The following is a 13,337-nucleotide window of genomic DNA, read 5'->3' on the forward strand; positions in this document are numbered from 1 at the left end:
TTCATGGATGGTTTCCGTTTCACCCTGCCCTATAGCGTTCGTATCAGCGACATCAATTACGGCGGGCATGTCTCCAACGCGGCGGTTTTGAGTTATTTCCAGGATGCCCGCATCGCCTACCTGAAACAACTCGGCTCTTTCAGCGAGATGGATATCGGCGGATGCGGCATCATTCTTCCCGAAGCGGGTGTCCGTTACAAGGCGGAGATGTTTCTCGGCGACCAGTTGGACATAGGCGTCCGTATCGATGAACTGCGGCGCTCGTCCTTTGTGATGTCCTACCGGATTGAGCGGAACGGCGAAGTGACGGCCGAAGGTACGACCGGACTGGTCGCCTTCGATTACGGGCAGAGAAAAGTACAGCGACTGCCCGAAGTCTTCTGCCATGCGGTCAGGAATTTCGAGGAGCTTTAGAAATCAAGCGATCAAATTTGAATGAGAAAAAATTGTGTACGGTATCGATGCCTTTTCCCCGATTATCGGTAATAATTGCTATTGGATAGGATAATCCTTCTCAGGTGTTGGTCCAGGCAAACGCATCGAGGATCGGAATGGATGAATAAGGTGCATTTTCGAAAACTGGTCGACGTCGACCGGCTGCAGGAGCTGCTGGAAGATCTGTATCACCTCACAGGTGTTGCTTCCGCTGTGCTGGATGTGGATGAAAATGTTCTGACCGCGATCGGGTGGCAGGAGGTCTGTACCCGCTTTCACCGCCACCATCCCGAGACCCTCGAACGCTGTCGGAAAAGCGATGCCTATATCAAGACTCATCTCGGGAAATGTCCCGAGGGGTATGTCGATTACCGGTGCCGGAATGGCCTGTGGGATGTCGCCATGCCGATCTTCATTGAGGGCAAACACCTGGCCACCTTTTTTACCGGTCAGTTCTTCTATGAGGAAGACCCCCCGGACATCGATTTTTTCAAAGCCCAGGCAGAACAGTTCGGGTTCGATCAAACCGAGTATGTGAAGGCGGTCCGACAGGTTCCCGTGCACAGCCGAGAATACATTCGCAATTTCATGACCTACTGCCGGGGCTTGGTGCGGTTGATCGGGGAGACGGGCCTGAAAAACCTGCGGCTGATGGAGGAAGTGGAGAAGCGGGAAAAAACGGAAAAGGAAGCCGCCTTTTTCCGTTTCATCGTCGAGAACGCTCAGGACCCTGTCTACGTCCTGGATCCTGCCGAAGGTTTCCGCATGTATTACGCCAATCCGGCGGCCTGCGCTCACTACGGATGGGATCTCGAGACCCTGCGGAAGATGCGCATTCCCGACTGGGATCCTGTCTTCGATATGGCGCGCATTCCCGAAATGCGGGAAAATCTCAAGGAAAACGAGATGGTTCGTTTTGAAACCCTGCATCGGGTCGCCTCCGGAGAACTGGTGCCGGTTGAAGTGACCTCCACCTACCTCGAGTACGAAGGCAGGGAATTGGCGATCGGCCACTTTTACGACATCAGGGAGCGAAAGGCCATGGAGGCCGCTCTGCAGGAGAGCCAGCACCGGATGATCGAAGCCCAGCGTATCGCAAAAGTGGGCAACTGGAGCTGGGATCTGTGCGGACGTCTTCTTTCCGCATCCCAGGAATGCCTGCGAATTCTGGGTACCAGCCCCAAAACCTTTCCGGAGACCGAAGCGGAACTGATCGACCGCATCTGCCCGGAAGACCGCCCTCGGGTAAAAGCCGCTTTCCGGCGCTTGGGTGTCGAAAAGAAAGCGATTGCCATCGAATATCGTCTGCTCTGCCCAAAGGGTCAGGAAATCGTTATCCGCGAGCAGAGAGAAATGGCCTGCGATGAGCAGGGAGGGCCGAGCGAATTCTTCGGCACCATCCAGGATATCACCGAACAGGTGCGCATGGCCGAGGCCCTGCGGGAAAAGGACTTGCTGCTCCTCCAGCAGAGCCGCATGGCAGCCATGGGGGAAATGATCAGCTACATCACTCACCAGTGGCGCCAGCCCCTGCAGCTCATCAGTCTTCTCATGCAGCATCTTGAGACTGAGCAGCAGCTGGGGAAGGTGGACGAGCAGTCCCTGTCCCGTGCCGTGCAGCAGATCCTGGATCTGGTCGAGCACATGGCCGTAACCCTTGATGACTTTCGGGATTTCTTCCGAACGGACAAGAGGAGGGAGCCTTTCGATTTGAAGGAAGCCATCGGCAAAATCCTCAGGTTCAGTGCCGCCGATATGAGCCTTCATCAGATCGAGGTTGTTTTTGATGCCCCGGAAGGGATGGCTGCTCTGGGTTACGGCAACGAATTTTCTCACGTGATGCTCAACATCCTGTACAATGCCAGAGACGCCCTTGTCGCCAACCGGTCCGAAAACCGCCGCATTAGGGTGGGCCTGAGACGGGAAGGGGTCCGCAAGGCGATCACCATCCGGGACAACGCCGGTGGTATTCCCGAAACGGTTCGGGAAAAACTTTTCGAGCCCTATTTCACCACGAAAAAGAACGGGACCGGCATCGGTCTCTACATTTCCAAGATCATCGTTGAAAAACGCTTCAACGGTACCCTGTCCGCCCGCAACGTCAAGGACGGAGCCGAATTCCGCATTGAAATCTGATCAAATCGTCCCGAGTCCTGAGTCCTGAGTCCTGAGTCCTCACCCCTCACGCCTCACGCCTTTCGCCTTACCCATATAAATAGTTGACAGTTTTGATCAGGTATGGTATCCCTTTGCGCACTTCTGGGCAGACTTTTATTTTCGAGAGGTAATTCGTCGTGTTTGATACCTTGCGCGAAGATCTGCAGACCGTTTTTCAGCGGGATCCGGCCGCCCGCAGTGTCCTCGAAATCATTTTTTGCTATCCCGGGTTTCATGCCCTGCAGTTTTATCGGGTGGGCCACTTTTTATGGGAGCGCAAAATGTTTTTACTGGCCCGTACGGTCTCCCACCTGGGCCGCTTTTTCACCGGCATCGAGATCCATCCGGGGGCGGTCATCGGGCGCCGCTTCTTCATCGATCACGGCATGGGGGTGGTCATCGGCGAAACCACTGAAATCGGCGACGACTGCACCCTTTATCATGGCGTTACGCTCGGCGGGACCTCCTGGGCCAAGGAAAAACGCCACCCCACCCTGGGCAACAATATCGTGGTCGGCTCCGGAGCAAAAATATTGGGTCCTTTCAAGGTTGGCGACAACAGTAAAATCGGTTCCAATTCGGTCGTGGTCAAGGAAGTGCCTGCAAACTCCACCGTGGTGGGCGTACCCGGCCGGGTCGTCTATTCCAACGGCAGGAAGGTCGATCTGCGGCCCGACCTCGAGCACGGCCAGCTGCCCGACCCGGAAGAGCAGGCCATCCACTGCCTGTTCGATCAGTTGCGGGCCCTGGAAAAGCGGGTGCAGGAGCTGGAAGGAGCGCAGTCCGAATCCGCCGAGGCGGGCATGCCCAAATCCGGGCAAAAAGACAGGGCCGAATCATGAGAATTTCAACCAAAGCCCAGTATGCGGTGCGGGCCATGGCCAGACTGCATATCGCTTCTTCAGGCTCTCCTGTAACCAGCAAATCGATCGCCGAGAAGGAGGATATCTCCCCGGCGTTTCTGGAGCAGATTTTCGTCAAGCTGCGGCGCGCGCAACTGGTTGAAAGCATTCGCGGGCCCGGCGGCGGCTATGTCCTCGGCCGTCCGGCGCAGGAGATCCGCATCCATGAAATTATCGAGAGTGTCGAGCAGACCCTGGTGCCTGTCGGGTGCATGGACGAGCAGGGGCGCTGCAACTGCGGGGAGCAGTGCGTGACCCATGCGATCTGGGAGGGCCTTGCCCAGCGGGTCCGAAACTTTTTGTCATCGATTACCCTGGCGGACCTTGCCAAGGATGCCGGGAAGAATATCTCCCTGTCTGTACAGGGAAATCTGGAGGGGAATTCGTGAAACAGATCTACATGGACAATAACGCCACGACGGCGGTAAGAGAGCCGGTGCTCGAAGCCATGCTGCCGTTCTACCGGGAACAGTTCGGCAACCCGGCCAGCATTCACTGGGCCGGGCGGGCAGTCGAGGCCGCGGTGCAGAAGGCCCGGGAGCAGGTGGCCCGGTTGATTAACGGCCAGCCTGAGGACATCGTCTTCACCTCCTGCGGCAGCGAAGGCAACTCCCTGGCTCTGGCAGGGGTCTGCGAACTGCTGATGGACAAGGGAAATCACATCATCACCACCGCCGTCGAACACCCTTCGGTTCTGGCGACCTGCAAGTTCCTTGAAAAAAAAGGGTTTGAAATCACCATCCTGCCCGTCGACGGTCAGGGCATGCTCGACCCGGCCCAGGTGGAAGCGGCCATAACCGAACGGACCGTGCTGATTTCGGTCATGTGGGCCAACAATGAGACCGGAACCCTGTTTCCCATCGAGGACATCGGGGCTATCGCCCGCCGGCACAATGTTCTCTTCCACACCGACGCCGTCCAGGCGGTGGGACGGATTCCGGTGGACGTGCAGGCGGCCTGTGTCGATCTGCTGGTGATTTCGGGGCACAAGTTCGGGGGGCCGAAAGGAACGGGGACTCTTTACGTTCGCAAGGGAGTCCGCCTGTTGCCCTTGATTCATGGCGGTCACCAGGAACGGAACCGGCGGGCGGGGACCCTGAATGTCCCGGGGATCGTGGGACTCGGCGCAGCCTGCGAACTTGTGGGTGCGGAACTGATGGAATATTCCTCCCGCGTTCGCGGCTTGCGGGATCGCCTGGAGCAGGGTATCCTGCAGCGAATCCCCGACACTCAGGTCAACGGTCACCCCGAGCTGCGCCTGCCCAATACGCTGAATGTCAGTTTCGCCTATATCGAGGGTGAAGCCGTGCTGCTCTTTCTCGACATGAAGGGGATCGCCGCCTCCACCGGATCGGCCTGCACCTCCGACACCTTCGGCCAGTCCCATGTCATCGCGGCGATGGGCATCGACCCGATGATGGCCAATTCCAATGTCCGTTTCGGCCTCGGCCCCGACACGACCGCCGAGGACGTCGATTACGTCCTTGAAATTCTTCCCGAAATCGTGCAGAAACTGCGGGATATGAGCCCCTTCTACCATGAACGGAAAAAGGGCAAGGAACAGGCCATGCAATCCGCTTCCCAGGACGCGGTTGTTTCCATAAAAAACATGTAAAGGAGCAGTGCAATGTATACCGACAAGGTGATCGATCACTTTACCAATCCCCGCAACGTCGGGGAAATCGAGAATGCAGACGGGGTGGGCGAAAAGGTCAGCAGTTCCTGTGGTGACCGCATGAAAGTTTTTCTCAAGGTCGAGGAAGGGATCATCCGCGACATCAAGTTCCAGACCTACGGCTGCGGTGCCGCCATCGCTTCCTCTTCCATGATGACCGAACTGGTCATCGGCAAGACCCTCGAGGAGGCCCTGGCCCTGACCAACGACCAGGTGGCAGAGGCTCTGGACGGCCTGCCCGCGCCCAAGCTGCACTGTTCCAACCTGGCGGCCGATGCATTGCACGAGGCCATCAGGAACTACCGGGACAACCAGGGCTGAATTCGGGCCGATATGCTTTAAAGAATGGCAGAAGGCCACCTGGATTTCGGGTGGCTTTTTGTTTAAGGGAAACTTTATAGGTCCTATGAGACCTATAGGTCTTATAGGACGATTTCCAGGAGTATCATGGATAAAAAAACCGTCGTCGTCGCCATGAGTGGTGGCGTCGATTCCACCGTTACAGCGGCGCTTCTGAAGGAACGGGGCCATCGGGTGATCGGCTTGACCATGCGGATCTGGGATCGGGGCGATCCGGTGTTCGACGAGGCCCGGGATGCCCGGCAGATGGCCGAATTCCTGAAGATTCCCCATCATTTGATCGATCTTCGGCAAGAGTTTCGCTCAGAGGTGGTGGAACCCTTCCGGAAGGAATATTTCAGCGGGCGTACGCCCAATCCCTGCGTGCTGTGCAACAAGGTTTTCAAATTCCGCAGACTGCTGGAAATAGCCTCCGGCCTCGGCGGCGAGCTGCTGGCTACGGGACACTATGTCCGGGTGATGGAGAAGGAGGGCAGGCCCGCTCTGGTCAAGGGAACCAACCGGCACAAGGACCAGAGCTATTTCCTGTTTACCCTGACGCCGGATCAGCTCCGGCGGGTCTGTTTTCCCGTCGGCGACAGGAGCAAGGAGGAGGTCCGGGCCTATGCCGCCCGACTGGGGCTGCAGGTCGCTGACAAGGGCGACAGCCAGGATATCTGCTTCATCCCCCACGGGGACTATATCCGCTTTCTGGAAGAAGAGGGCGGAGCACCCGGGCCCGGGCCCATCATCCATGTGTCCGGCAAGGTGCTCGGCGAGCACGCCGGTACCCACCGCTTTACCATCGGGCAGCGGCGGGGTCTGGGACTGGCCTGGACGGAACCCCTCTACGTCGTCAGTATCGATGCCTCTTGCGGGCAGGTCGTGGTCGGCGAAAAACCGCACCTTGACGTGACCGAGATGATCGTTGCCGACACCAACTGGATCGCTCCCCCCCCACAGGAGGCCTTTCGTGCCCGCTGCCGCATCCGCTATCGTCACAAGGAGGCACCGGCGACCATTGAACCACTGCACGAGGGCCGCTGGCGGGTGATATTCGATCAGGCCCAGCATGGTGTCACGCCCGGCCAGGCAGGGGTGTTTTACGACGGTGACGAGGTTCTGGGGGGAGGGTGGATCGAGTGAACAGGACCTGTGCCATAGCCACCCTCGGCTGCAAGACCAATCAGTTCGAATCGGCGGCCATGGAGGAACTGCTGGCCGAGGCCGGGTTCACCATGGTTGCCTTTGATCAGGGGGCGGATCTGGTCATCGTCAATACCTGCACCGTCACCGCGGCCACCGATTCCCAGTCCCGCAACCTGATTCGCCGGGCGCGGCGCCTCAATCCTGCCTGCAGAATCGTCGTGACCGGCTGTTACGCACAAGTGGATCCCGGGCCTCTGGCGGCCCTGCCCGGCGTTGCCGTGGTCATCGGCAATGAGGAAAAGCGGCGTCTCCCGGAAATCCTCGCCGAAGGCCGAACCGGTATTCAGGTATCGGATATCCGTTCCAACCCGGGACCGGCCATGACCCTGACCTCCTTTGCCGGCCGCAGCCGGGCTTTTCTGCAGATTCAGAACGGTTGTGACGCCTTCTGCTCCTACTGCATCATTCCCTATGCGCGAGGCCCCTCCCGCTCGGTAAGCGTGCAGGACGTGATTCGGCAGGTCGATCGACTGGCTGCGGGGGGATATGCCGAAGTGGTTTTGACCGGCATCCATGTCGGGGCCTACGGTCGGGATTTGGAGCCTCCCGTTTCTCTGCTCGAACTGGTGGACCAGATCCTCCTGAAGACACCGGTTTCCCGCCTGCGCCTCGGCTCCATCGAGCCCCTCGAGATGTCACTGGAGCTGATCAGGGCCATGGCCGATTCGGCCCGCATCTGTTCCCATGTCCACATCCCGCTGCAATCTGGAGACGATGCCGTCCTGAAGCGGATGAACCGGAATTACGGCAGGGAAGGATTTCGCCGTCTGGTGGAGGATATCCGTCTGCGACTGCCCGAGGCCGCCATCGGCTGTGATGTCATTACAGGCTTCCCCGGCGAAACGGACCGGGAGTTCACCAACACCCTGCAGCTGATCGAGGAACTGCCTGTCACCCACCTTCATGTCTTCCCCTTCAGCCGCCGTCCCGGCACCCCGGCCGCGTCCATGGCCGGACAGGTGCCCGGCCCGGTCGCCAGGGAGCGGGCAGCCCTCCTGCGGGATCTCGGCCACAGAAAACTGGCTGATTTTGCCAAGGGTTTTGTCGGCCAGAGGTTGGAGGTGGTCATCGAGGGGAGGAAAAGAGGGGGTCGCGGCCGGGGCTTGACCGGGAACTATCTGAGTGTCAACTTTTCCTGCCCGGCTGATCTCGAAGGGCAGCTTTTGCCGGTGCTGATCGAAAACTGGAATGGTGAAGCCCTGGAGGGGAGGCTGCCGTGAGAGACGACAGTCACAGGCAGAAACAAACCCTTTTGGTGGGGAAGGAACTGACCGGGGAGCGGCTCGATCTGTTTCTGGTCGGCGCTCTGCCCGGAAGCTCCCGCAAAGCGGTCAAGGCCGCTCTCGATGGCGGCATGGTCTTCATCGACGGTCGGGTGCAAAGGCGGGCCAATTACCGGTTGCAGGGCGGGGAGGTGGTCCATGTGACCCTGGCTGCCTGTCCCCGCTCGGAACCGGGCGGCGATGATCTCCGGGAATTGTATCGCGATTCCTGGCTGCTGGCGGTCGACAAGCCGGCCGGCATCCCCTGCCATCCCACCGGAACCGGGGGCGAAGACATCCTCAGCCGTCTTGCCGCCCGTTTGCAGCGGGAAGGGCACTGCGAGGCACCGGTGCTGCTGCACCGACTCGATCTGGAAACCAGTGGCGTGCTTCTGTTCGCCCTGAACAGGGAAGGGAACCGCTCTCTTCAACACCAGTTTACCGAACACCGCGTGGAAAAGGTTTATCTGGCAGTCACGGCCGGCCATGCCCCGGTGAATTTCCGCATCGACAATCGCCTGGGCAGAGGGAGACGCGGCCGCATGGTTTCGGTGACGGGAACCGGCGGACAGCAGGCCAGGACCGATTTTCGCCTGTTGAACCGGGGAGAGGGATGGTCTCTGGTCGAAGCCCGGCCACGCACCGGCCGTACTCACCAGATCCGGGTGCATCTCGCCGAAGCCGGGTTTCCCCTGCTGGGAGACCGCCTCTATCACGGACCAACCGCTCTGGCGGTGAAGGGCGGAATGATTCATCCCGGTCGCTGCCTGCTGCATGCCGAAAAGATCACTTTTCACCATCCGGATCAGGGACGGGAGATGACCCTGAAAGCCCCAATCCCGATGGAGTTCGATCCTTTTCTGCCTGAAGAAGTTTAAGCTGATTGCACCTGCTGTCCCGGAACAAAAAAACCCCAGGCTGCTGCCCGGGGTTTTTCTGTTTACGGTTCTTTCGCCTCGTCTATTTGATTTGAATGAATTTGGAGGAATCCTTGCCGCACTTGTTGCAGACTTTCGGTGGGGCCGGGGTTTCGCTGATCAAACCGCAAATCGTACACTGCCATCTGGTTGCTTTGGGCATCGTCTCTCTCCTTGTCACGTCCTGGTTATCGATTCAATACGAGCCAGACCCTCCGGCCCGAGCCTCATAATCGAGTAAAATATAACCTAGAAAGTCAGAGATGTCTAGTAAGAATTTTTCTTGATTGAGAAGGCGTGAGGGGTGAGGGGTGAGTGGTGAGTGGTGAGGGGTGCTGGCCAGTGGCGGATGAAGTCCCCTGCTATATGTTAGTCCACCTGCTCCGCGCGACCGTCCCGGCGCCCCCGCTCCACGTCGACCGTTGCCAGCAAGATCATGCCGACCACGAAAAAGGCGGTCAGCAGGAGGATGGCAAGGCGGGTGGAACCGGTCAGATCGGCGATGAGGGCGAAGGTGAAGGGCCCGATGATCGAGGAAAATTTGCCGGTAATGGCATAAAACCCGAAAAACTCGGCCGATTTTTCGGGAGGGATGAGAGCTCCATAAAGGGATCGGCTGACCGACTGACTGCCGCCGAGGATGATCGCCACAACCAGCCCGAGGACCCAGAATTGCCAGTTCTGGGACATGCGGGAGGCATAGAGGGTGACCAGAATGAACAGCACGAGGCTGATATAGACCGCCTTGCGGGCGCCGAACCGGCCGGCAAGATGACCGAACAGCAGGGCGCCCGGCATGGCGACGAACTGGATCATCAGAAAACATCCCAGTATGCTGACCTGACTCAGCCCGAGCTCTTCACGGGCGAAAATCGCGGCGACCACGATAATGGTCTGGATGCCGTCGTTATAGCAGAGAAAGGCCACCAGAAACCGTAGCAGGTCGGGATATTGGCGAATCCGGGCGAAGGCCCTCAGATATCCCCGCCAGCCGGAGGGGAGGGCGGGAGGGCGTTGACGGGGCAGATCGTCCCGCAGATAACGAAAGGTGGGCAGGGAAAACAGAGCCCACCACAGGCCCGTCAGCAAAAAGCCGATGCGGGCGGCCAATCCCTTGCCGGGCAGGCCGAAAAGGGAGGGAAAGCTGATCAGGGCGAAGACCAGCAGCAGGGCCAGGCCGCCCCCGAGATAGCCGTAGGCGAAGCCCTGCGCGGAAAGACGGTCCATTTCAGGCCCGTCCGCGAGCACGGGCAGGAAGGCGTTGTAGAAGATGTTGCTGGCGGCGAAGCTGACATTGGCCATGATGAAAAGACCGGCGGCCAGAAGATAGCGCCCTTCACTGGCAAAAAACAGCAGGGATGTGGCGATGGCGCCGCTCAGGCAGAAGTAGATCAGCCAATGGCGGCGGCGGCCGCGTCGATCGGCCAGGGCGCCGAGCCAGGGCGCCGACACGGCCACCAGGAACATGGAACAGGACACCGCGTAACCCCAGAGGGCGGTAGCGGAAACAGTGCGAGACAGGCCGAACAGTTCCAGGCGGGCCCCCTGTTCGGGAACCAGTCCTGCGAAATAGACCGGCAGCACCGCGGCCAAAATGACCGTGGCGAAGGCCGAATTGGCCCAGTCGTACATGCACCAGCCGAACCGGGCCTGGCGAAGGGAGGGCCTGTTCTCCCGGCTGTCGGCTGTGTGATCCATTTCATTCCTCCCGGGGAGCTCCGCCGGCACGGTCTTTTCCTGTAACAAAAAGGACGTAGGCGCAGTCCGGCGGCAGCCAGTTGACGGATCTGACCAGCTCAGGGGTCAGTTTCATACAGCGTTCCCCAACTTCGAACCGCTTGTGATAGACCTTGCACTCGCGGGAAACGATGTCGAGATACCGGCAGGCGATGGGGGTGACATGGACCACTCCGTCCCCCTCAACCCATTTCTCGAAGCAGCACTGGCCGCAGCGGTTGCAGATGGCTTCCCAGTCGTCCATGGCTTTTATCCCCCGAAAACCCCAGGCTGTTCAGGCGCACTCCGAATAGCCGCAGGCGTGGCAGACACAGCAACCCCCTTCATGTTCCACCGGGCCTCCGCAATCCGGGCAGGCCCCGCCGTTGGCGCTGAACCGGATCTTGTCCTGTTCGTCGCTTTCGCTGAGCATGTGCAGCTGGATCGCCTTGGCCACCGCATCGGCACAGGAGGTGATGCGGTTGGGGCCGAATCCGGCCGGCTTGTGGCAGGTGATGCCGATCAGCTGCTTGACCGTCTGGCGGGCCTGGACTCCGCTGCGCCAGGCCAGGGAGACCAGCCGGCCGATGGCTTCGCACTGGCTGGCCGCGCAGCCGCCGGCCTTGCCCATGGTGGTGAAGAGCTCGAACAATCCGCTGTGGTCCTGGTTGATGGTGACATACAGGGGGCCGCAGCCGGTTTCCATCTGATAGGTGGCGCCGGTCAGCGCCCGGGGACGCTCCCGCTTGCGGCCGGTTTTCTGGCTTTCCACCGGCAGTGCCTGTTGTTTGGCCTCGGTTTCCGCCGCGGTGCTTCCGGCGACGGCCAGCACCTGCATGTCCCGGGACCGGTCCCGGTAGATGGTCACCCCCTTGCAACCCGAGCGGTAGGCCAGCAGGTAGACGTCCCGCACCTGTTCCTGAGTGGCGGTGTGGGGGAAATTGACCGTTTTCGAAACGGCATTGTCGGTATTCTTCTGAAAGGCCGCCTGCATCCGGATGTGATCCTCAGGAGTGATGTCATGGGCCGTGACGAACAGACGGCGCACCTCCGCAGGGATCTCCTCGAAGGTCTGGATGGTACCCTTTTCGGCAATCGCCTTCATCAGCTCGGGCGAGTAGAACCCTCTGTCCCTGGCGATCTCTTCGAACAGGGGGTGCACTTCCACGAGCACGTCCTGGTCAAGGACCTGGCGCAGGTAGGAAACCGCAAAAATCGGTTCGATGCCGCTTGATGTGTTGGCGATGATGGAAATCGTTCCCGTCGGCGCAATCGTGGTGCAGGTGGCATTACGCACCGGAGCCTGCCCCTGCTGATCATAGCGGCTGCCGGTGAAGTTGGGAAAACCTCCCCTTTCCTCGGCCAAAGCCCGGGAGGCGGTCCTGGCTTCCCGGTTGATGAAGGCCATCACCTTTTCCCCCAGGTGGACAGCCTCGGGCTCGTCGTATCCCAGTCCGAGCAGCACCAGCATGTCGGCCCAGCCCATGACGCCCAGACCGATCTTGCGGTTGGCATAGGTCATATCGGCGATCTGGGGCAGGGGGTATTTGTTGATCTGGATCACGTTGTCCAGAAACCTGACCGCCAGATGCACCGTCTTCCTGAGTTTTTCCCAATCGACCGCCCCTTTCTCATCGACCATCCGGGTCAGGTTGATGGAGCCGAGATTGCAGGATTCATAGGGCAACAGCGGCTGCTCGCCGCAGGGATTGGTGGCTTCGAATTCCCCGATCTGGGGAGTGGGATTGTCGCGGTTGAGCCGGTCAAGGAAGATGATCCCCGGCTCACCGTTGGTCCAGGCCATCTCCACGATCCGGTCGAAAACCTTGGCGGCGTCCATCTTTTTCACCACCTCGCCGGTCCGCGGGTTGATGATGTCATATTCAACGCCCTTTTCCACCGCCTCCATGAAGGCTTCGGTCATGCCGACGGAGATGTTGAAGTTGGTCAAAACCTTTTGATCCCGTTTCGACATGATGAAGTCCATGATGTCGGGGTGATCGACCCGCAGAATCCCCATGTTGGCGCCCCGCCGCGTGCCGCCCTGCTTGATGGTTTCGGTGGCGGCGTCGAACACCTTCATGAAGGAGATGGGGCCGGAAGAGATCCCCTTGGTGGACAGAACCACATCCTGCGCCGGCCGGATCCTGGAAAAGGAAAAACCGGTGCCGCCCCCGCTCTTGTGGATCAGGGCGGTCTGCTTGATCGCCTCGAAGATGCTTTCCATGGAATCTTCGACCGGCAGCACGAAGCAGGCGGACAGCTGTCCCAGTTCCCGGCCGGCATTCATCAGGGTCGGCGAGTTGGGCAGGAACTCCAGGGTGGTCATCAGTCGGTAGAACTCCTGTTCCATGCTCTCGGCATCGACATGGTCGAACAGGTTCTCCGCTCCGGCGACAGCTCGGGCCACGCGGCGGAACATATCCACCGGGTTTTCCTGCACGCGCCCTTCGTCATCCTTTTTCAGGTAGCGGCGCTGCAGGACCGTTTGGGCGTTCTTCGATAAGCGGGGTTCTGGTGCGAGGATTTTTTCCATGCTGTTTCCTGCCTTTTTCCGGTTTGGCGTCGATGAATGGGGTTGATATTCTTGTCAATATGCTGTGGTAAGGCTCGCATTAAACCACAATATATAGTTTTGTCAAGATGCAAATGGCCGGGACATCGGGCCCCGGCGGACGGGGTCGGCAGGGCGGGGACTCCCTGGGCTCATTGTACCGGTCCACAC

The 13,337-nt window shown here is 59.5% G+C and carries 12 protein-coding genes; 9 read left to right on the forward strand and 3 right to left on the reverse strand.

Going from position 1 to position 13,337, the window contains the following annotated elements:
• Window positions 1-3: 3 nt before the first annotated feature.
• The 9 genes from R2940_12225 to R2940_12265 all read left to right on the forward strand — a co-directional run bounded on the left by R2940_12225 (window position 4) and on the right by R2940_12265 (window position 8,857).
• Entirely contained in the window at window positions 4-414 is a 411-nt protein-coding gene (locus R2940_12225; GenBank protein ID MEZ4600545.1) for a thioesterase family protein, read from the forward strand.
• 141 nt (window positions 415-555) lie between these two features.
• Entirely contained in the window at window positions 556-2,571 is a 2,016-nt protein-coding gene (locus tag R2940_12230) for a PocR ligand-binding domain-containing protein (GenBank protein MEZ4600546.1), read from the forward strand.
• Window positions 2,572-2,729: 158 nt separating this feature from the next.
• Window positions 2,730-3,434: a serine O-acetyltransferase gene (gene cysE, locus R2940_12235; protein ID MEZ4600547.1), complete on the forward strand. Its 705-nt coding sequence runs from the start codon at window positions 2,730-2,732 to the stop codon at window positions 3,432-3,434.
• A complete protein-coding gene (locus R2940_12240) occupies window positions 3,431-3,883 on the forward strand; it encodes an RrF2 family transcriptional regulator (GenBank protein ID MEZ4600548.1) in 453 nt (150 codons plus the stop codon). Before cysE ends, R2940_12240 begins: the two co-directional genes overlap by 4 nt.
• Window positions 3,880-5,109, forward strand: coding sequence for a cysteine desulfurase NifS (gene nifS / locus R2940_12245; protein ID MEZ4600549.1), 1,230 nt, complete (start codon window positions 3,880-3,882; stop codon window positions 5,107-5,109). Before R2940_12240 ends, nifS begins: the two co-directional genes overlap by 4 nt.
• A gap of 12 nt (window positions 5,110-5,121) precedes the next feature.
• Window positions 5,122-5,490 (forward strand): Fe-S cluster assembly scaffold protein NifU, encoded by a 369-nt coding sequence (gene nifU / locus R2940_12250; protein MEZ4600550.1) that lies wholly within the window; start codon window positions 5,122-5,124, stop codon window positions 5,488-5,490.
• Window positions 5,491-5,601: 111 nt separating this feature from the next.
• Entirely contained in the window at window positions 5,602-6,654 is a 1,053-nt protein-coding gene (mnmA, locus tag R2940_12255) for a tRNA 2-thiouridine(34) synthase MnmA (protein ID MEZ4600551.1), read from the forward strand.
• Window positions 6,651-7,937: a tRNA (N(6)-L-threonylcarbamoyladenosine(37)-C(2))-methylthiotransferase MtaB gene (gene mtaB / locus R2940_12260; GenBank protein ID MEZ4600552.1), complete on the forward strand. Its 1,287-nt coding sequence runs from the start codon at window positions 6,651-6,653 to the stop codon at window positions 7,935-7,937. Before mnmA ends, mtaB begins: the two co-directional genes overlap by 4 nt.
• Complete coding sequence (locus R2940_12265; GenBank protein MEZ4600553.1) at window positions 7,934-8,857, forward strand: RluA family pseudouridine synthase; 924 nt, start codon at window positions 7,934-7,936, stop codon at window positions 8,855-8,857. Before mtaB ends, R2940_12265 begins: the two co-directional genes overlap by 4 nt.
• A gap of 408 nt (window positions 8,858-9,265) precedes the next feature.
• Here R2940_12265 and R2940_12270 read toward each other — a convergent pair whose 3' ends face one another.
• From R2940_12270 to R2940_12280, 3 genes are read right to left on the reverse strand one after another with little or no spacing between them, the layout of a single operon-like run.
• The gene (locus R2940_12270; protein ID MEZ4600554.1) at window positions 9,266-10,594 is read right to left on the reverse strand and encodes an MFS transporter; all 1,329 of its coding nucleotides are present in this window, start codon (window positions 10,592-10,594) and stop codon (window positions 9,266-9,268) included.
• Window position 10,595: 1 nt separating this feature from the next.
• Entirely contained in the window at window positions 10,596-10,877 is a 282-nt protein-coding gene (locus tag R2940_12275) for a hypothetical protein (protein ID MEZ4600555.1), read from the reverse strand.
• A gap of 30 nt (window positions 10,878-10,907) precedes the next feature.
• Window positions 10,908-13,148: a vitamin B12-dependent ribonucleotide reductase gene (locus R2940_12280; protein ID MEZ4600556.1), complete on the reverse strand. Its 2,241-nt coding sequence runs from the start codon at window positions 13,146-13,148 to the stop codon at window positions 10,908-10,910.
• Between the last annotated feature and the right edge of the window lie 189 nt (window positions 13,149-13,337).

It is taken from the genome of Syntrophotaleaceae bacterium, from assembly GCA_041390365.1.
GTDB lineage: Bacteria > Desulfobacterota > Desulfuromonadia > Desulfuromonadales > Syntrophotaleaceae > JAWKQB01.

What these genes read in the sequence shown, in the direction of transcription:
- R2940_12230 (MEZ4600546.1), top strand. Translation starts at nt 556, where the DNA reads ATGAATAAGGTGCATTTTCGAAAACTGGTCGACGTCGACCGGCTGCAG.
- R2940_12280 (MEZ4600556.1), bottom strand. Translation starts at nt 13,148, where the DNA reads ATGGAAAAAATCCTCGCACCAGAACCCCGCTTATCGAAGAACGCCCAA.
- R2940_12225 (MEZ4600545.1), top strand. Translation starts at nt 4, where the DNA reads ATGGATGGTTTCCGTTTCACCCTGCCCTATAGCGTTCGTATCAGCGAC.
- nifU (MEZ4600550.1), top strand. Translation starts at nt 5,122, where the DNA reads ATGTATACCGACAAGGTGATCGATCACTTTACCAATCCCCGCAACGTC.
- R2940_12240 (MEZ4600548.1), top strand. Translation starts at nt 3,431, where the DNA reads ATGAGAATTTCAACCAAAGCCCAGTATGCGGTGCGGGCCATGGCCAGA.
- R2940_12275 (MEZ4600555.1), bottom strand. Translation starts at nt 10,877, where the DNA reads ATGGACGACTGGGAAGCCATCTGCAACCGCTGCGGCCAGTGCTGCTTC.
- R2940_12270 (MEZ4600554.1), bottom strand. Translation starts at nt 10,594, where the DNA reads ATGGATCACACAGCCGACAGCCGGGAGAACAGGCCCTCCCTTCGCCAG.